Here is an 18,978-nt window from a genome sequence, read left to right as displayed (position 1 = left end):
CAGCGGCGCCGAGCGGCGTCGGCGGCCCGCCGATCAGCGCTTCTCACCGCGACACTCGCGCTCGCGCTTCTCCCGCCACCGCGCACGGCCAGAGCAGCAACAATGCCGAGATCGGATCCTGGCAGTTCGCGACGCCCAATGATCTCGCATTTTGGGGCTCCGCCCAAGCAGGGTTAGCATTTAGGCTTGATTTTCCAACAATTGTTGGATTTACTCACCCGCTTGCGCCTTGCGGCTCAACAAGGGGGTGTCGGTGACAATCCGCAAATCAGAGTTGTTTCAGCCGGAAGGGCATACCGAGGCACTCGGTCAAGGTGAATATTTGCGCCGGCGAATGGCGGTGAAAGGCCTGACGGCATCGCAATTAGCCGATGAAATCGATGTCCATGTCCAGACGATCTACAATATCACCGCGAGCAAGCGCCCGATCTCGTCAAACGTCGCGATCAAGCTGTCCAAATATTTCGGGGGCACCGCCGAACAGTGGCTCACGGAGACAATTCTAGTCGATTCCGATGGGGATTCATTGGTCCCCCTGCAAGACAAAGGCGGCCGAACGGAAGGACAAGTCGTCGAGCTATCCGATACGCCATTGTTCGCTGGCCTATCGGAAAACCCAACCGGTATTCTGGTCGATCGGGAGATCGATGCCGCGCTGAAGCGCCCCCAACTAGGCCTCGCCATCGCCCCCTACAATCGCGATCAGGTCGAGCCAGCGTCGTATGATCTCACCATCGGGTTGATCATCACTCGGGGTTTTGAAGCGCTCAATCATCGCGAGTGGCAAATCCTGCTCAAGGCCGAGCACGGGGATCCCCTCGATCCGGACGAAGCCGATCGCCTGCCGCGCATCCGAACGGCGGCCAAAGCGGCGCAATTCACAAGAAGCCATAGCCTGGAGCGGCTTGGTTCCGCGGTACTGATGGCGCGCGAAATCGTCTCCTTCGACAAGCTATTCATGGCCGACGTAGGATCGATCACCCACAACGCGATGCGCGGATTGCTTGTAAGTCACGGCTTTCAAATCGATCCCGGCTATGCGGGTCCGATCTTCGTAACGGCGCTCAATATCGGCACTGGTCCCCTTACCCTCGCGGGGGGCGAGAAACTGGTTAGCCTCGCGATCCGAAAGCTCGCCCACGCGCCCGACAAATCCTACCGCGACGCGGTCGATCGCAAAGTGCTGTGGATCGGGCGGGAACTCGATCGCCAGCTCAAAGGGCTCTTCACGGTCAAGGCGCTCGGCGGCGGCAAAGTCAAAGCCACGAGCGGCTACGGCGCCACGCTGGTGGATGTCGGGCAAGAGGAAGTGCTCAACAAGGCGGTCGGGGCCATTCTCGACGATCTCGAACAGCCGCGTATTGAAGTATCGCCCCTGGTGATCGCGGCCGTGCGAGACGCGATCGAAGCGGTAACCGTCGAATGGGACGACGTGGACGCGCTGGCGCGGCGCTTCCAAGTCGCCGCGAAGCGGGCACTTGATGACGCTAAACGTCATTTTCGCCAGCGAGGTGATCGGCAAACCTTGCTGGATACGCTTGAACGGCTCGGTATCGATCCTCTGGAAGCCGTTTTGAAATTACTTCAGAATTAGTATTTTGTACCATTAAACTATAATTTTGTTTGCATGCGATGATTTTCTAAGGCATCAGGCTCTCCCGAGGAGGGCACGGCCCATGCGACACATCCGTCACATGCACCGCTCGACCAAAGAGGTCCGCGACCCCGCCGCGCGCGCGGCGGCGACCCGCTCGCGTCGCCGCCGCAATGTTCCTGAACACGGCACGCGACGAGTAAGGGCGTTGTTGGCGGTTGCAGCGCAAGTATTGAACCCAGCCTTCGCGCTATCCTCGAAGCCAATCTTAGTGCTTCGATCGAGATACCTCAGAAACGGATCAATATTTCCAGCGGAATTTAGGTTGATCAGCTCGCGAAGAAGCTCCAGTTTCGTCCAGATAGATCAGGGGGGATCGATCATGAGCAACCAGATGGCGCATCCGCCCAAGCGGCGGAGAACGGCCGCATGACATTCCGCATTCTAGCGCTGGACGGCGGCGGCATCCGCGGCGTGTTTAGCGCTTCCGTCCTTGCCGAAATCGAGTCGAATACCGGCAGATCCGTCGCGGATCATTTCGACTTGATCGTGGGGACTTCCACCGGCGCCATCTTGGCGATCGGGCTCGCCTTCGGCATTCCAGCGGAACGTCTGGAACGTCTTTATGTCGAGCATGGCCCGACAATATTCCCGCAGCGAATGGGAACCCGGCTCTATCGCGGTATCAAGGGAATGTTCCTGCCGAAGCACGCTCAGGCACCGCTCCGGGCGGCGCTCGAGGAGATTCTAGGCGAGCGCCGCCTCGGTGACGCCACGCGGCGCCTCGTCATTCCCACCTTCGATGTGCACAAGGGGCGAGCCTGCACCTTCAAGACACCGCACCACAGCCGCGCCTGGCAGGATCAGGAGCTACGCGCCGTCGACGTGGCGTTGGCCGCGGCCGCCGCGCCGACCTATTTCGGGGCGACCGAAGTCGCCCCGCGGGTCGGGTCGAGCTATATCGACGGTGGCGTATGGGCCAATACGCCGGTCATGGTGGCCTTGGTCGAGGCTTTGGCGCGGTGCGACGCGAGGCTCGACCAGATCGCGATGCTCTCCGTGGGTACCACGAGCGCGTTGGAGGATCTGGCCAAACGCGCGCGCGCCGGGCTGATGGGGTGGCGCTGGAAGATACTGAACCCGGTCTTCGTAGGCCAAGCGATCGGCGCGCTCAATCAGGCCGAACTACTGCTGGGAAGCGATCGCTTCGTGCGGATCGACCATGTCCTGCCCAAGGAAGTGCGGCTCGACGACGCCAGCGCGGCGAGCATCGCCAAATTGCGCGGATTGGGCCGGGGCATCGGTCGCGCCAACGCGATCACCGACATCGTCCAACGGCTATTCCTCAACGGGCGGCCGGTATCCGCGTATCCGCGATTTGAGCCACCCTCGCGGCGGGATGCGAGGGAATGAGGCACGGCATGCTTCGGTCGCTTCCGCACGGGCGGTACGCGACCACGACGCGCGGGGCGGACTTCAAGGGGAGGTCAACATGCAGACGCTGAAGGACGTTTTGAAGGCGATGTTCCCTTACGGAACGAGCTTCCCGGAGGTACTCGGCTGGCGCCGTCGCGGGCAGCGACGGAAGGTGGCGTTCGATGCTCCGGACTGGCCGCCCGATCTTTTTGCGTTCGTGGCGAAGTTGCTCGACTTGAGCGGGGCCTATCACCATGTCGTCCCGGCCAGCCCCGCGCCACCCAAGACCGGGTTGCGGCGTCTGCAGATCAGTGACGCGCAGCTCGAGGCGTGCGTCATCGCGGGCGCGGCATGGCGCGCGGAATGGAACAGCGGCAAGGTTCCAGCGCCCAAGCCAGCATTGGTGGCGAAGCTGTGGAGCGAGTTGTCGAGCCGGCTGAACGCGCCGATCTACGAAGCGCTCAACGATTTCGCCAGACCGCCCGAATGGTGGTCGCTCGCACTACAATTGCTGGTGCTCTCGGACGAGGCGAGCTTCGGGCTGGGCCTTGAACTGACCAAGCCGGACCCCAGCGGCGGGTCGGCCGAGATTCAGCACTTCCTCAATGTCTTCAAGCTGGTGCTCGGCACCGAGGTCAACCGCGAGGACGGCCAGTTCGACGAGAACTTCTTCTCCATCTCGTTTGCCAATGAGAATGTAGCCAGTGTCATGCCCAAGTCGCGCACTCCGCGAGTCGGCTGCACCTTGCGTTCGCTCTCGCACAATCTCGCGCTCTTACCGCCACGCGGCGAGGTACGTGTGCGCTGGGGGTCTTATGATCGTGATCCGGGCACGACCTGCGACGATCCTCTGAAGCTGCTTGTCATCCCTTACCCTTATTCCATTTCCGACAAGTGCTTCAGCGTGGCTGGCGCCGAACCCGGACACGGCGAGAGTTGGGGATGGTTCAAGGTCGACGCGCGGTGGCTTGGCGCGCCAAGCGACATGCGTGAGCGCGCCGACGCGTTCGCCGCGTTCGTTGTGGATCTGGTCACACAAGCGGGATGCGACGGGATTCCGGTCAATGGGGTCATTCTTCCCGAAGCATCACTCAACGAAGCCTATTATCGCGCGCTCGTCGTCGCCTTGCTCGACGTCCCTGGCGTCGAATTTCTCATCAACGGCGCGACCGAATCGCAATTTCACAAACGGGTTGTGACCGAGGAAATCGGAACCGACGCGACGATGCCGGATACGCAGCGCGAGGGCAATTTTGTGTCGCAGACACTGTTTTTGTCGTCGCGAGGGACTCGCCAGGCGGTGCGGACCATACGACAAAAACATCATCGCTGGCGGCTAGATGAAAGCCAAATCCGTCAATATGGCCTGCAGCATATTCTCGACACCGACAAGCTCTGGTGGGAGCGCATCGACATCACTAGCCGTAGTGTCGATGTCATGGCGATTCGGCCCGGGGCGACCGTCACCTCGCTAATCTGCGAGGACCTGGCGCGCGTCGATCCTTGCCAGGCCGCGGTGCGCGCCGTCGGTCCGACCCTACTCGTCTCGTTGCTGATGGATGGGTCCCAGCTAAGTGGACGCTGGCCGGGACGCTACGCGACCGTTCTGTCGGAAGATCCCGGATGCTCGGTTCTGACGCTTACGTCCTTGGGACTGATCGCCCGAACCGATCCAGCGACGATTTCTGGCGCGACGCCGAAGCGCAGCATCGGTCTGTGGCGCGATGGCGGCGGCGGCACGGTCGAACTGATCCTTGATCCCGGCGCGCACGCCGTCGCATTCACCGTACGCGCGCACATGGAAATGGAGCAGACGCTCGACGGACGATCCGACGACAAGGACGCCGTCGTTTGGCGGCTGGATGTCAAAGAACCGAAGGATCGTCCGCGCAGCATCGCGGCGGCCGTCGCGCCGCCGAGTTGGTTGCTCGATTGCGATTAAGCCGTCGCGGCTTTGCCGCGACGACGCTTGGGGCGCGCGAGGTCGAGGCGCGCCACGACAGGCGCGCGCAGCGGTTTGACGTGGAACTTGCCCTCAAGCCAGTCGAGGGTTTCCCGCGCCTTGCGCTCGCGTTCCGCCGCATATTCTGGCGTCATCAAGAGCATTGTATCTCCTTCGGCCTATCCGGCCGTGGTTAGTACGGGTAAAAAACCAGCGACCAGCGCCACAGGTTCCGCCGCAACGCTGATCGCGAATTTAAGGACGCGCGATATCGTAAATCGGAGGAAATGCGCAAGAGGGCATCGACGGGTAAAATAATACCCGTCGACCCATTATGGCGCCAACGACAGGAGTATTGGATGTGGGCGGCGCGGTGGCGCGCCGCACGCGTTCAAACGCGGCGCAGCTTGGCGCGCGACGATGCAGGCTTGCGAAGATCGAGACGGGCCACGACGGGCGCGCGCAACGGCTTGACCTGAAATTTGCCCTCAAGCCAATCGAGCGTTTCGCGTGCTTTGCGCTCGCGCTGTGCGGCATATTCCGGCGTCATGGTCAGCACGTCCGTTCTCCCTTCCCCCAAGATTCCAACGAATACAGAACCTTACATGTACTGCCGATGTACTGGGCCTGTCGCCTCGACGCGGGCAGGTCCCAAATACCAGCAGAAAGCCCCCCAGACAAACATTATGATAGATGAGTAAACAATTTGTTTGATCTGAGGCATTATTGTGCCCCAGTCCCATCGCAGGGCAACTCGCCAATTTGCGCAAGTTCCGCGACAGCACGATCAAAGGCAGCATCCGCGGCATTCGTACCGCGCTCACGCGGTGAGAAGCGGGTTTCCGCGCGCGGATAACGCCTCAGCACCGCGTCAACCGCGTCACGCGCTTGCGCCGCGTCACCGCTCGCCTCCTGCGCCGAGTTGCTCTCCAGACTCTCCATATTCCGACATCCACCTGTTCACCCGCGACGTCTGCTTCGCGAGGAACCGCGAATTGATCTCCGCGTCGAAATAGTGCTTTCGCTCTATCCAGACGAAACCGTCATGTTTTGAGATCACTGCGACGTCGATCGGCCCCCCGACGGTTTCATTGATTGACTGCAAGTTGACGATAGATTTGGCAAGAGCGGCGAGATCGCTTTTCGGCATGAACTGAACGCCTTCCAGCAGCGACCGTCGATAGGTGGTCTCGCGAAAGACATTCGCGCCCGCCAGGATCTCGCCGACATAGAGTTCGCCGAGTATCGCCAACTCGGCCCGCAGCGCCGCCGACGGCTTACGGCGGCTGACCTTGCTCATCGCATAATCGGCGTAACGCTCGAGCGCCTTGCCAATCGCGCCGGTCAAGAAATGACTGTAGGTCTCATCGACCCCATCGACCAGGCGATTGACCATGTCCACTTGCGCGAAAGGCCTGATCAGCGCGGGAGTTTCGTCGTCGATCACGCCATCATCGGTAAATCTGACCTTGTGCGTGCCAACCAGAGGGCCGTCGCAATCGGTCGCGACAATAGCCGGAAATCGCTGCTCGGTGCCGAAACCGGCAAAGACGAACTGCGCGGATTCACCGCTATCGATCTGCCGAGTCATCAGCAGGCTGATGAGTTCGGTCATCGGCGCTTCGAGCTCTCGAAACCCCGATTCGAACGTGCGATCGATCGCGTGCCTAACAATCTCGCCAATATCCTGGGGCAGATTGCTGGACGTGATGCCAATCAACGGAGCGCGAGCGCGAGCGATCTCAAGCCCCGCGTTGACCTCCTCAAGGCAATGTTCGGCAAGCAAGTGCCCGAAACTCGGCCGCTCGCCGCTCTCTACCGCTTCCTCGAACAGCTCTTCCGCATGTTTGACAAGCCGCTGGAGCTTGTAGACCGCGATCGTCGCGGCGTAGTCGCGAGCATCCTGCAGGGTGCCAGGAAACTGCTTCCCTAGAAACTCGAAGAAACGCCGCGCATAATCGGCGACGGTACGCTGCGGCGTGGAAAATTTAGAATCTCGAAATTCTTTGATCAAGGTTTCGACTGGCATGCCAAGATATTCGGCCCTGCCATTGATCATCACCCCAACGGGTTCACTATTCGACAGTATGAACAGCTTATCTACGCTGCTGTAAATCTTGCGGTCGGCAAATACCCCGGGTCGGACGGATACAGCACTGTCCGCGGCTAGCGCAACACCCACGCGGTTCATGATGGCGACTTGCGCAGTCATCGGCGACATCTACCCGCGTTGCATTCTCTTACAGAAACGTGACGGTAAATGCAGGGATTCGCAAGCTCAGAAATTACCGCCGTGGGAAAAGCTGTGGGAAGCTCGCGCGCGCCATACATCGCACTTTCGAACACCGGCGATTTGGCGCGAAGGCGTCCCGTCGCTCACGGCGCCTCAGTCGATCACGAAACCGCGTATTCGGCGCTCGAATGGGTCCGCGACCGCTACTCCGGACCTAGGTGCTCGAGCAAGCTAAGTAGTTGGCCCCGCAGCGATCGCTCAAGCCGGAGGCCGCGCAATCGATGCTGCTCCTCGTGCCGGTCGGCGAGCTGAAGCACCGCCTCGGTCACCGCGTCCGAGTGCCGCATCAGCACGACAAGCCCCGCCCCGCTCGGCCCGTTCTGCGCCTGAAGCCAATTCTTGACCGTGCGTGGATTCGCGCCGGTTAGCCGGGCGATGTGCTTCACGCGGGCCGGCACGGCACCGAAATCGCGCCGCAACGCATCGGCGATGACGAGCGCGAACGCGGCCTCGGTATCGGCGCCAGGATCGAGCGGAAACTTCTTTCCTGAATCGGCCCGAAAATCTCGGTCCTCATCGGAAAACGACATTCCACCCCTCCTTGCATAGAAGGCGGCGAGGAAAAACACAGGCGAAGGACTCCTTCGCGACAGTCGCCGAGGTAGTCCGTGCCTGATCCAGAGACGCAAGTGCCGATGATACGCGCCGCGCAATATGTGCGCATGTCGACCGATCATCAGCGCTATTCGACCGAGAACCAGGCTGAAGCGATCGCCGCCTATGCCGCGCGCCGCAATTTCGAGATCGTCCGCAGTTATGCCGATGAAGGCCGTAGCGGACTCAACATCGCCGGCCGCGACGCGCTGCGCCGGCTGCTCGACGATGTCCGGGACGGTGTCGCCGATTACGAAGCCGTGCTCGTCTACGACATCAGCCGCTGGGGCCGGTTTCAGGACGCCGACGAAAGCGCCTATTACGAGTTCATCTGCCGCGAGCGCGGGATAAACGTCCATTATTGCGCCGAGCAATTCGACAATGACGGCAGCCTGCCGTCCAATGTCATGAAGAGCATCAAGCGCGTGATGGCGGGCGAATATAGCCGGGAGTTGTCGAGCAAGGTCTTCGCCGGGCAATGCCGACTGATCACGCTCGGCTATCGCCAAGGCGGCCCGGCGGGCTTTGGCCTGCGCCGCCATCTGGTCAACGAGCATAATGAGCTTAAGGCCCCGCTGGAGCGCGGCGAGCATAAGAGCCTCCAGACCGACCGCGTCATTCTGGTGCCCGGGCCCGATGCGGAGATCGAGACCGTCCGCCGCATCTACCGGATGTTCGTGGGGGAACTGCGGTCGGAACGCGAGATCGCGACCGTTCTCAATCTCGAAGGAACCCGCACCGACACGGGCGCGGCCTGGACGCGCCCCACGGTCCGGCAGATCCTCAGCAACGAAAAATATATCGGCAACAATGTCTACAACCGCGTCTCCTTCAAACTGAAGCGCAAGCGCGTCATCAACGACCCTGACATGTGGGTGCGCCAGACAGGCGCCTTCGAAGCGATCGTCGATACGGACCTGTTCCAAGCCGCGCAGACCATCCTCGCTGAACGCGCGCGCCGGTTCAGCGACGAGGAGCTGCTCGAATTGCTACGCCACCTCCTCGCCTCGCGCGGTGAGCTTTCAGGCATGATCATCGACGAGATCGACACGATGCCGTCGACCGCCGCCTATCGCAGCCGGTTCGGCAGCCTGCTCAGGGCCTATCAACTGATCGGCTATCAGCCGGCACGCGACTATCGCTATGTCGAGACCAACCGCCAGCTCCGCCTCATGCATCCCGATGTCGTCGCGAGGACGATCGCCGGGATCGAAGCGATTGGCGGTTTCGTGGAGGTCGACGAACAAACCGACCTGCTCACGGTCAATCATGAAGCGACGATCGCCCTGGTAATCGTGCGCTGCCGGTCGACGCCCGCTGGATCGCTTCACTGGCGCGTCCGTCTCGATACCGGTCTGCAACCGGACATCACGATCGCCGTTCGCCTCGAGCCCGACAATCGCCAAATCCGCGACTATTATCTGCTGCCGTGGATCGACATCGGCGCGACGCCGCGGCTCGGCATGGCCGAGGATAACGGCATCCTGCTCGACACCTACCGTACCGACGATCTGGCGCCCCTGTATCATCTACTGCGGCGGCACCCGCTAGAGCGCCGCGCATGAACCCGCCCATCGAAACCATTCCGATCGAGCTGATCGAGGTCCTCAATCCTAGGGCGCGCAACCGCCGGATCTTCGATGAACTGGTCGAAAGCATCCGTGCGGTCGGGCTCAAACGCCCGATCACGGTCCGCCGAGCCCCATCGGGCGACAGCTATGAGCTGATCTGCGGCCAGGGCCGGATGGAGGCGTTCATCAAGCTCGGTCAGACCGAGATCCCGGCGATGATCATCGAGGCGAGCCGCGAGGAATGCTTTGTGATGAGCCTCGTCGAAAATCTCGCGCGCCGAAATCTCAGCCCGCTCGAGCTTATTCGCGAGATCGGCGCGCTGCGCGAACGCGGCTACAGCCACGCAGAGATTGCCCGCAAGGTCGGTTTCAGCCCTGAATATGTGTGGACCATCAACCTCCTCCTCGAAAAGGGCGAGGACCGGCTGCTCGATGCCGTCGAGCGCGGCGTGATCCCGCACAGCGTTGCGGCCGAGATCGCCCGCGCCGATGACGCGGATGTCCAGCGCGCGCTCACCGAGGCCTACGAGACCGGTCAGCTGTCAGGCCAGCAGGTGCTGGCGATCCGCAGGATCGTCGATGAGCGCAACCTGATCGGCAAAGGGCTGAAATCGGTACGAACTGGCCCGAAGCGCGCGCAGCCGACATCCGCGGTCGCGCTCGTCCGCGCCTATCAGAAGGAAGTCGCGCGGCAGCGGCTGCTCGTCAAAAAGGCCATTCTTACCGAAAGCCGCCTGACCTTCATCGTCGGCGCGATGAGCAAGCTGCTGTCCGAGGCCCATTTCGTCGATCTGCTGCGCGCGGAAGGACTGACCAAATTGCCGCAGCCGATCGCTCAGCGCCTGGGGTTGAGCGATGTCTGACATGGTGCAGCCGGTTCGCATCTCGTTCGAGACCCATGTTCTCGAACTGCCGATCGAGCGTATATTGCCGCTACGGCCAATGACCGAACGGATCACGAGCTCACGGCGCTATGGGCGGATCGTCTCCTCGATCAACGAGGTCGGCGTCATCGAACCGCTCGTCGTCACCGCCGGCGATGCCGACGATCGCCACATGCTACTCGACGGTCATCTCCGGTTGCAGGCGCTGAAAAACCAGGGCGCCACAAACGCGCCCTGCCTCATCTCCGACGACGATGAGGCGTTCACCTACAACAAGCGAGTCAATCGCCTTGCGACGGTGCAGGAGCATTACATGATCACCCGCGCGCTTGACCGTGGCGTCCCGGCCCGGATGATCGCATCGGCGCTCGGCATGGACGAAAAGTCGCTCGCTAGGCGCAGGACCCTGCTCGACGGGATCGCCTCGGACGCGGTCGAGATCCTCAAGGACAAACAGGTCAACGCCCTGGTCTTCGACGTCTTGCGCAAGATGAAGCCGCACAAGCAATTCGCGTGCGCCGAGATGATGACGTCGATGAACAACTTCACCGCGACCTACGCCAAGGCGATCCTGGCGGCGACACGGCAGAAAGATCTGGCGCGTCCCGACAAGCCGAAAAAGGTCGCCGGGGTTACGCCTGACCAGATGGCGCGGATGGAACGCGAGCTCGAAGGGCTCAATTCCGATTTCCGGGCACGCGAAGCGACCTTCGGTGATGACGTGCTGCAGCTCGTTCTCTCATCGCGCTATCTCGACCGCCTGATCGCGAATGAGAATATCGAACGATACCTGGCCGAGCGGCACCCCGACATCCTCGGACAGTTCCGCACCATCGTGGATGCATCCTCGCTCGACGCGAACTGATCAGCTTCGCCAAACGCGGAGCGAGCGCGCCGGACGTTCTCCGCTCGCCTCCCCCTCACCTGCTTGACTCATCGAACGGATAGTAGAACAAATATTGAACAAAGTAGCGAGTCGATTGAGACGGGAACGCAATAACAGGCAGTGCTGACCAGGAGGGTCGGGATGCAGCGAACGGTCGAGATTGCGGATTTCGAACTACCGCGCGGAGCGGTCGCGATCGGCGCGCTCATGGCGATGGAGCCGGCCGCGTGGGAGCATTTGCGCGCTGAAATCAATCTGAGACACCGGCGCGAACCCAAGCGGCCGCTGGCGCGGTGCCGTCTGTGCCAAGGCGCGGTCTATATTCGCGCGCAGACGACCGGCAATGGGAATGTCCCGCTGTTCCAGCACTATGTTGGTGCCGCCGTCGATGATTGCCCATGGTATCAGGGACGCAACCTTATCCCCGACAACGCCCGCGCGGCGCAATATCAGGGTCATCAGGAATCCGCCCGGCATCGCTGGATATGCGACACGATCGCCGAGTTGCTCGAGAGGGATCCGCGCTGCACCAAGGTGTCGGTCGATCGTTATCTGAAACCCGCCATCGAAGACCGTGGCTGCTATCCGGACATTTATGCCGAGATCGAGGGCATAGGCCGCTTCGCGTTCGAGGTGCAGCTCTCGAAGCCCTTCGCCTTTGAGATCGCGGCACGACACCTTCACTATGAAGCGGAGGGCGTGTCGCTCATCTGGGTATTTCGTGAGCTGGAGGCGGACCTCCCTCAAGGCTTTCGCGATGTGATTACACTCCAGCGCGGTAACGCCTTTCTGTTCGATGTCGCTGCGTTCGATGCGTCGATCGCGGCAAATGGCCTGCGGCTATCGACATGGCTCGACGGGGACTCCGGTTGGCTCAAGCCACGCATCGCTCGGCTGGACGACCTTGATCGCGGTTCGGGCCGCTCGGTGTTCCTGGAGGACCGGAGGACACCGCGCCTGCTACATTATTGCCAGGAGGCCCGCGAGAAATGGTGGGAAGCGCTCAAAACGAGCGCGCCCTTCGATTTCGCCAACCCGAAAGTCGCCGAGCGATTCGATCCTCTGTGGGCATCGATCCGATCCTATGTTCCCGAGCTCAGCGCATGGAAGGATGCCTTCTGGCACGAGAATGAGATCCGCAGCGTCCCGCACTTCCTGGAGGTCGCTGCGATGCTCTTTTCAATCGCGCGATCGGCAAAGGATGGGCGCGACCGGGTCTATGTGAGCCGGTACAACAAGGAAGGCGCGCTATTGGCCATGCTCAATGCGCGCCTCTCCGCAGCCCCCTATATGCCTTACGCAACGCTGATTGAGACAATGCTTGCGAACACCATGGCGCACGAATGGCTGTCGCGCGCATCCCTCCAAACGGCGCTCGCCAAGGCCCGACATCGTGCCGCGCAGATCCGGCCGGGACACGCGATCTGGTCCGCGGCGAAACGGCTTTTCCCGGAGGTGTTTGACGGGATGCTGCGCGCCGAGCTGAATGATCTGGGGCAGCTTCCGGCCTGGGCGATGTCCAATCCCGCGCGCGATCAGCAGGAGCTTGAGCATGACCTGCTTGTTGCGTGCGCGGGGCTCCACTTTGGAAATGGCGCAGCTGTCGGCAGCGGTGCCCGATCCCGGTCTTGTCTGGCGAGAATCGATCTGGACCGGCGACGCCGTTCCGGTCGTCGTGGAAGAAGGCGGCATGCGCCGTCTAACCGCGATGCGCTGGGGTCTATCGTCCGAGACTTTCACGAGGCCGGTTCCGCCCAAGCAGCGGGGAGCGCTCTATTCGCGGGACTTCTGGCGAAGCGGCAGCCGTCTGGATGGGGCCGCCCAGCTATCTCGCTGTCTGATCATCTTGGAGTCCTTTGCCTATCCGGTAGCGACGGGAGACCATTGCACGCGAAGTTGGATCGGCCTTTGGGACCAGCCACTGGCCGCTTGGGCCGGCCTTTGCATCGATGAACGCTGCGCTGGCGTACTGGTCGGGGCCAACCCGACTGTTGAGCCGCTGAGCCGCACCATGCCGCTGCTGCTGCACCCGGAAGACTGTGCACTTTGGCTCGAAGGCGGCTCACTTCTCGCGCTCGGCCCGGCATTTGCCGCGGATGAATTCTATCGCGAGAACCTGGCGGAGCGCTGGTCGACCGGAAGGCCCGATCTGGACGCAACGCCGCATGGCTTGGCATCATCTTCGACGAAATAGCCACCTCCTCCGGCAGCGACAGCTTTCGAGATCGACCGCGGATCACCCCTATCCAGTCGAATCCGAAGCTCGCAAAACACCACCTTATTTCTGTGCCCCTATTTGTGCCCAAAAATGACCTTGACCCCGCAGTCGGGCCCGCCTAATAGTGAAAAACCCGTGGATTTCTGCGGGTTTCGGCTGTGTTGCTGGTCTACCTTGAACCCGAGAGCAGCGGTTTTGTAAACCGAAGGTCGCGGGTTCGATTCCTGCAACCGGCACCATTCCCGTCCAGCGGCACTCTGCCCCACCCGCATAGAAGCCTTGCGGGCTTCTAACGATGTTTGTCATTTGAGTGCCGGACGGCTTTCACGCCACACCGGTGCCAAGCGGACCGAGATGCAACGGACCGGAACCGTGACCATCAAGGCAATGAGCGGGAGTGAGAGGACAGCGCATGATGAAGAGGCCACTTTCCTCGCAATCCTCGAAAATGCCGAACCTCGTCCGGCACGTGAGGCGAATCAGGGCAATCGTGCCGCTAACCGGGATTCTCGCGCTGTCGCTCGCATCTCCCGCGCTCGCGCATGCGCAATCGGCGATTACCACCAGGATCGACGCGGCCATCGATCTCTGCCGCTCTGCCGTTCGCGGCGGTTTCGACATCAACGGAAACGAGGCCAAAGCCGCGGGCTTCTCGCACGATCCAGCTCGAAAGACATGGAACGCGAACCAGGGTGCGAACATCGTGGCGATCAAGGCCGATGGATTTAGCTGCGAAGTCCTTCTGATCGGTCCGGACGCCCAACCCATCCCCATCGCCAATCACCTTGCCCAATGGGGCGCGAGGTACGGCTTCGACCTCGATCATTATCCCCCGGCTCTGCAAAAGGACGTGCTCCTTGACGGATCGAACGGCGGAGCGTTCCTTGAGCTGAAAAAGGGGCCCAATGGAATCTTGATCCTCACACTTTCGCGGGAGGGCGTATGATGATCGTTCTGGCCACAGCCTTGCTGCTCTCCGGCCATGTCGAGCTGCTTGGTAACAAGGATAGCGTCCGCCTGTGCGCGGCCGGCTTCGATCTTCTCGCGGATCGGGCGGCGGCCAAAGGGTCGGACGAAGTGAATGTCCGGGTGCTCCGCGAATTCTCGCTCATGTTCGTCGAACGGCTGGCGGAGCTTGGCGTGACGGGAGACCCTGCTCTCGGCGAGCTGAAACCGAAATTGCCGGGGGGCGAAGCGGAACGAGCCGTGATGGCGAAATGCGGCGCGATCATCGGTGCGTTGCGGGGCAATGACACGCTGCTCGACGCGGCGCGCAAGCTGGACGGCTGAAGCGTCATGCGCTTCCTGCATGCGATTCTCCCGATCTTTGCCGCAACGTTTATCGGGTCCAGTGTCGCTGCCTTTCACGGTGCGCAGGTAACGCCCCAGCGCCACTGGATCGACAAGGAAGCCGGGCTCTCCATGGCGCTGGCCGAGGGCTTTGCTGTCGGGCCGCCGGGAACCGACGGGCAGACCGGCCTTTCGGTCGAAAGCAGCACGGGAGGAATCTACCGCATCTGTTCGGCACGAACCGGGCCCGATGGCGAAGACGTCGCCGCCACGATCCAGGAATTGGGGGCCGACCCCAAATGGGTTCGCTCCGTATGCGAGGATACTGCATATCCGCCCGGCCAACCGCTCAAGAACAAGACCTATCTTGCGGGCGCGACCGACGATGGCGAACTCGGGCCACGGCATTCCTGTGTAATTGCCTATGAAGTGGACGACGCCGAGCTCCGCAGCCTGGACCTGTCCTATGTCATCCGTCAGGCGTCGGTGATTTCCGCCGGTCCGCAGACCGTGAACCTGAACTGTTCGCTAGCGGCCAAGGATGCGGTCTCCGCCCGTGCGCACTGGCAGGCCGCCGAGGCAGACTTTGGCGCAATGCGCGGCAGCATCGCCAGAACGCCGGCGCGGCCATGAAGCCGCAGCGTCGCCTTATCAACAAGTGATCCCGATTGATCGCGGCCTGGCCAGAGACCATGCAGGCATAACGATGTTTGTCATTTGAGCGCCCAAGGGGTTTCACGCCAGAGGTCGGGCGATGATCCCGGCAGTGAGCGGAGGTTGAACAGCCAGGCATGATAACGAAACCATCCTCGTCGCAAGCCTCGCAGCTTCTCAAGCTCGTCCGGCGCATGGTCTTCGGCGGCGCTGCGATCCTCTTGTCTGTCGCCGCTCCAGCCCAGGCCCAGTTTGATCCCGACCTGGGGCAAATCGTTCTCGCGGGCCTCAGCGATGTCTGCGTCCCCGTAATCGAAAGCGGTGATTCACTGGCGGAGGCAGCCACGCAGGCTGGATTCGTCGAAGTCACTGGCGAAAATCGCGAAGCGCTTGGTGGCGGACCGGGGATGTCATGGTGGATGTTTGAACTTGCCGACGCGGTGTTGGTGGTCGGGCGCGACCTCAAGCAGGCAGGCAGTGCCTGCCAGATCGGCGCAAGCGTCCCCGTCGCGCGGATTGGCAAGCTGGACGAGGCAATGGATCGCTGGGCCGCACGCGCGACGCCCGCTTTCAAGCAGATCGAAAAGCCCGCTGGCGGAGAGCGGGATGCGATCTGGGTATGGGAGCGCTCCGCTGGCGGCAGTGTTCAGCGCTTGCGCCTGTCGCTCACCCGGCACGACAACGGCACAGCCACCGGCACATTGCTATACGGGCTGTTGCCGCCGCACAGCCGCTGATCGCCGGATCGCCGCACCCTGCTATGGACAGCTGGCCCGCCATTTTGCGACGCTTGGCAGTAACGCTGGGGATCGTCGCTCCGCTCAGCATCCTGTTCTATCTGGCGGTCCGGCTGCTCGCCGAGGGGCTGCCCGGAGCACAATATTGGCTGACCATCACCCTGTGCGGGCCGTTCTGCGCGGCAATGGCCGCCTATGTGTTCGACGGCTTCCGCACGGGGCAGCTTCCGCTTTGGCGCGCCGATATCGTGCGTGCCGACGAGCCCATCAGATATTGGGCTTGGATGCTCTGGTTCGGGTCGCTGACGATGGCTCTTCTCGGCCTTTTGCTCTACGCGATCGGCAATCTCGCCCCCATCGTCTCACCATAAAAGCTATTCGCGCGGTGGCGCCACGCTCGCCCGGTGGATCAGCGTCGAGGTGAACAGCGACGGTTCTTCGCTCGCAATGTCGTCGCCGAAGAAGTCGGCTAGCAGCTTGAGCGCCGCCGACCGCGCCATCGAGATGATCGGCCAGTGCACCGTCGTCATTGGCGGCCAGATATGGCGCGAGATCGCTGTATCGTCGAAGCCGATGATCGAAAGATCGTCGGGCACCGTCATCCCGCGCCGCCGCGCCGCGTGCAGCGTTGCCGCGCCCATTTCGTCGTTCGAAGCGAAGATGGCGGTCGGACGCGGCGACAGGTCCAGCAAGCGATCCGCCGCCGCCAGCCCGGATTCGAACGTGTAATTGCCATCGGCAATCAGGCTGCGCGGAAGCTTGATATCCGCCGCCGCCAGCGCCTCTTCAAATCCCTTGCGCCGCTCGCGGGCCGAGCGGAAGCCATGAGGACCCGCGATCAGCCCGATCCGCCGATGGCCCAGCTTGATAAGATGGTTCACCGCCTCGATCACGACTTCGCGATCGTTCGACGCGACCATGTGCTCGGGATCATCAAGCGTAGCCGAACCCATGCGGACATAACGAATGCCCAGATCCTTGCAGACCTCGGCCAGCATGTCGTTCTCGGAGATGGGCGGCAGGATCATCACGCCATAGGGGCGCTGCCGCTCCAGAAAGTTGCGAACATCCTCCAGCATGGTCGATGAACCGCGATCGATCGGGCGAACGATCAGTTCGAACTCCGTCTCGCGCATCGCCTCCAGCATGCCGGCCTGCACGTTCATCACCATCTGGGCATTGGGATTGTCGTGGATCAGCCCGATCAGGAAATTTCGCCTGAGCGCCAGCGCGCGCGCCTGGACATTGGGCACATAGCCCAGTTCCGCGATCACGGCCTCCACCTTGCCGCGCGTATCTTCGTTGAGCAGCGGCGAGCGATTGATCACGCGGCTCACGGTCTTCTTGGAAACGCCGGCGATCCGCGCGACATCGTTGATGGTGGGTTTGCCGGTTCTCCGCATTGCTTGGGCTATAATGGCTCGCGAGCCAAAGCGATACTGTCCCGTGGACAATCGCCACATCGCTTGCGCACCCGGAAAAACAGGGGCAATACCGGTAAGGTAACCGGTATCATAAACCGGATGATGGAGAGGTTGATGAAGCTGTTCGCATTTCCCCTCGCCCTTCTGCTGGCGGTCGCTCCGGCACAGGCGCAGACGGCCTTTCCCGGAGCGGTCGGTCCCGCCGCCGAAACGCCGGGCGGGCGCGGCGGGCAGATCATCCGCGTCACCAATCTGGATGCCGACGGCCCCGGCTCGTTCAAGGCGGCGGTCGAGGCCAAAGGGCCGCGCATCGTGGTGTTTGAGGTCGGCGGCGTGATCGACATGCGCCGCACTACGATCGCGATCACCGAACCCTATCTGACGATCGCGGGGCAAACCGCCCCCTCGCCCGGTATCACGCTGATCAAGACCGGGATCGACGTGAAGACGCACGACGTCATCATCCGCCACATCCGCGTGCGCACCGGGGCCGATGGCCAGCCCAAGCGCAGCGGCTGGGAGGCCGATGCGCTCTCCACCGTCGCCGCGCGCAACGTGATCCTGGATCACAACACCTTCACCTGGGCGATCGACGAAAACATGTCCGCCTCGGGCCCGCGCTTCGACGGCAAGGACGTCAAGGAATGGCGCGAGCATACCAGCCGCAACATCACCTTCTCGAACAATCTCGCCGCCGAAGGGCTGGCCGACAGCTCACACCCGAAGGGCGAGCACAGCAAGGGCTCGCTGATCCACGACAACGCCACCGGCATCGTCTTTTACCGCAACGTCTGGGCGCACAATGTCGAGCGGCATCCGCTGGTGAAGGGCGGCGCGCAGGTGCTGATGGTCAACAACCTGATCTACAACCCCGGCCACCGCGCGGTGCATTACAACCTGATGGCGCTCGAATGGGGCGATCACCCCTATGTCACCGGCGAGATCACCGCAGTCGGCAACGTGCTGCGCGGCGGCAACGACACCGATGAGGGACTGTCGTTCCTCATGCTCGGCGGCGATGGCGATCTGGCCTATTACGGCAAGGACAACCGCGCCGTGAACCGGCATGGCAACAAGCTCCCGATGTTCGGCCGCTACGGCGAAACCCGCGCGAAACTGATCGAAGCGAAGCAGCCGCTGGCGAGCCTTGCCGGTATTACCGTCCTCCCTTCGATCGACGTCGAGACCAGCCTGCTCGGCACCGCCGGTGCTCGCCCCTGGGATCGCGATGCCGACGACATCCGCGTGCTGTTCTTCGTCGCCGAGGGCCGCGGCGAGATCATCGACGACGAGAAGCAGGTCAGCGCCTATCCCGATTTCAAACCCACCCGCGCGCCGTTCGTCGAAGCCGATTGGAACCTCGACACGATGGAGCCGAAGTCTGGCCGCTATCCCGGCCAGACCGCCGCGATCCGGGAATCGCTAAGCGGCCGCGATCAGGCGATGCGGGGCGACGGCAAGCAGTAATATTCCCA

19 protein-coding genes are annotated in these 18,978 nt (G+C 62.1%); 14 read left to right on the top strand and 5 right to left on the bottom strand.

What is annotated here, in order from left to right; translation table 11 throughout:
- The first annotated feature begins 229 nt into the window (after positions 1–229).
- The 3 genes from SSO01S_RS00340 to SSO01S_RS00330 all read left to right on the top strand — a co-directional run bounded on the left by SSO01S_RS00340 (position 230) and on the right by SSO01S_RS00330 (position 4,952).
- The gene (locus SSO01S_RS00340; RefSeq protein ID WP_066793485.1) at positions 230–1,594 is read left to right on the top strand and encodes a helix-turn-helix domain-containing protein; all 1,365 of its coding nucleotides are present in this window, start codon (positions 230–232) and stop codon (positions 1,592–1,594) included.
- A gap of 429 nt (positions 1,595–2,023) precedes the next feature.
- Complete coding sequence (locus SSO01S_RS00335) at positions 2,024–3,007, top strand: CBASS cGAMP-activated phospholipase (RefSeq protein ID WP_066793483.1); 984 nt, start codon at positions 2,024–2,026, stop codon at positions 3,005–3,007.
- Positions 3,008–3,086: 79 nt separating this feature from the next.
- A complete protein-coding gene (locus tag SSO01S_RS00330) occupies positions 3,087–4,952 on the top strand; it encodes a hypothetical protein (protein WP_157073559.1) in 1,866 nt (621 codons plus the stop codon).
- Here the strand turns inward: SSO01S_RS00330 and SSO01S_RS17385 are convergent.
- From SSO01S_RS17385 to SSO01S_RS00320, 4 genes are all read right to left on the bottom strand, one after another.
- A complete protein-coding gene (locus SSO01S_RS17385; protein WP_157073558.1) occupies positions 4,949–5,107 on the bottom strand; it encodes a hypothetical protein in 159 nt (52 codons plus the stop codon). The genes SSO01S_RS00330 and SSO01S_RS17385 overlap by 4 nt on opposite strands.
- 236 nt (positions 5,108–5,343) lie before the next feature.
- Positions 5,344–5,511 carry a hypothetical protein gene (locus SSO01S_RS17380; protein ID WP_157073557.1) on the bottom strand — a complete coding sequence of 56 codons (168 nt, stop codon included), beginning with the start codon at positions 5,509–5,511 and terminating at the stop codon, positions 5,344–5,346.
- A 339-nt stretch (positions 5,512–5,850) separates the two neighbouring features.
- Positions 5,851–7,164 (bottom strand): hypothetical protein, encoded by a 1,314-nt coding sequence (locus SSO01S_RS00325; protein ID WP_157073556.1) that lies wholly within the window; start codon positions 7,162–7,164, stop codon positions 5,851–5,853.
- Positions 7,165–7,388: 224 nt separating this feature from the next.
- Positions 7,389–7,814, bottom strand: coding sequence for a hypothetical protein (locus tag SSO01S_RS00320; protein ID WP_157073555.1), 426 nt, complete (start codon positions 7,812–7,814; stop codon positions 7,389–7,391).
- Positions 7,815–7,880: 66 nt separating this feature from the next.
- Here SSO01S_RS00320 and SSO01S_RS00315 point away from each other — a divergent pair, with 66 nt between their 5' ends.
- From SSO01S_RS00315 to SSO01S_RS00270, 10 genes are all read left to right on the top strand, one after another.
- On the top strand, positions 7,881–9,404 hold the full coding sequence (locus SSO01S_RS00315) for a recombinase family protein (protein WP_066793470.1): 1,524 nt from the start codon (positions 7,881–7,883) through the stop codon (positions 9,402–9,404).
- Positions 9,401–10,273: a plasmid partitioning protein RepB C-terminal domain-containing protein gene (locus SSO01S_RS00310; protein ID WP_066793468.1), complete on the top strand. Its 873-nt coding sequence runs from the start codon at positions 9,401–9,403 to the stop codon at positions 10,271–10,273. Before SSO01S_RS00315 ends, SSO01S_RS00310 begins: the two co-directional genes overlap by 4 nt.
- Complete coding sequence (locus SSO01S_RS00305; RefSeq protein WP_245646532.1) at positions 10,266–11,159, top strand: plasmid partitioning protein RepB C-terminal domain-containing protein; 894 nt, start codon at positions 10,266–10,268, stop codon at positions 11,157–11,159. The genes SSO01S_RS00310 and SSO01S_RS00305 overlap by 8 nt, the downstream gene beginning before the upstream one ends.
- A 228-nt stretch (positions 11,160–11,387) precedes the next feature.
- Complete coding sequence (locus SSO01S_RS18125; protein ID WP_157073554.1) at positions 11,388–13,133, top strand: competence protein CoiA family protein; 1,746 nt, start codon at positions 11,388–11,390, stop codon at positions 13,131–13,133.
- A 58-nt stretch (positions 13,134–13,191) separates the two neighbouring features.
- On the top strand, positions 13,192–13,374 hold the full coding sequence (locus tag SSO01S_RS00295) for a hypothetical protein (RefSeq protein WP_066793461.1): 183 nt from the start codon (positions 13,192–13,194) through the stop codon (positions 13,372–13,374).
- A 472-nt stretch (positions 13,375–13,846) separates the two neighbouring features.
- On the top strand, positions 13,847–14,344 hold the full coding sequence (locus SSO01S_RS00290) for a hypothetical protein (protein ID WP_157073553.1): 498 nt from the start codon (positions 13,847–13,849) through the stop codon (positions 14,342–14,344).
- Positions 14,341–14,688 carry a hypothetical protein gene (locus SSO01S_RS00285; protein WP_066793455.1) on the top strand — a complete coding sequence of 116 codons (348 nt, stop codon included), beginning with the start codon at positions 14,341–14,343 and terminating at the stop codon, positions 14,686–14,688. Before SSO01S_RS00290 ends, SSO01S_RS00285 begins: the two co-directional genes overlap by 4 nt.
- A gap of 6 nt (positions 14,689–14,694) precedes the next feature.
- Positions 14,695–15,321, top strand: a complete 627-nt coding sequence (locus SSO01S_RS00280) for a hypothetical protein (protein ID WP_066793452.1) — start codon at positions 14,695–14,697, stop codon at positions 15,319–15,321.
- Positions 15,322–15,536: 215 nt separating this feature from the next.
- Positions 15,537–16,079, top strand: a complete 543-nt coding sequence (locus SSO01S_RS00275; protein ID WP_066793449.1) for a hypothetical protein — start codon at positions 15,537–15,539, stop codon at positions 16,077–16,079.
- Between the two features lie 44 nt (positions 16,080–16,123).
- Positions 16,124–16,450, top strand: a complete 327-nt coding sequence (locus tag SSO01S_RS00270) for a hypothetical protein (RefSeq protein WP_157073552.1) — start codon at positions 16,124–16,126, stop codon at positions 16,448–16,450.
- A 3-nt stretch (positions 16,451–16,453) separates the two neighbouring features.
- Here SSO01S_RS00270 and SSO01S_RS00265 read toward each other — a convergent pair whose 3' ends face one another.
- Positions 16,454–17,482, bottom strand: a complete 1,029-nt coding sequence (locus tag SSO01S_RS00265) for a LacI family DNA-binding transcriptional regulator (protein WP_066793437.1) — start codon at positions 17,480–17,482, stop codon at positions 16,454–16,456.
- 135 nt (positions 17,483–17,617) lie between these two features.
- On the opposite strand from SSO01S_RS00265, the gene SSO01S_RS00260 reads away from it, so the two are divergent.
- Positions 17,618–18,970, top strand: a complete 1,353-nt coding sequence (locus SSO01S_RS00260) for a pectate lyase family protein (RefSeq protein ID WP_066794200.1) — start codon at positions 17,618–17,620, stop codon at positions 18,968–18,970.
- Positions 18,971–18,978 lie beyond the last annotated feature (8 nt).

It is taken from the genome of Sphingomonas soli NBRC 100801 (assembly GCF_001591025.1).
Classification (GTDB): Bacteria; Pseudomonadota; Alphaproteobacteria; order Sphingomonadales; family Sphingomonadaceae; genus Sphingomonas; species Sphingomonas soli.
Note: the sequence above shows the minus strand (reverse complement) of the source record. Positions and strands in the feature narration are given on the sequence as shown.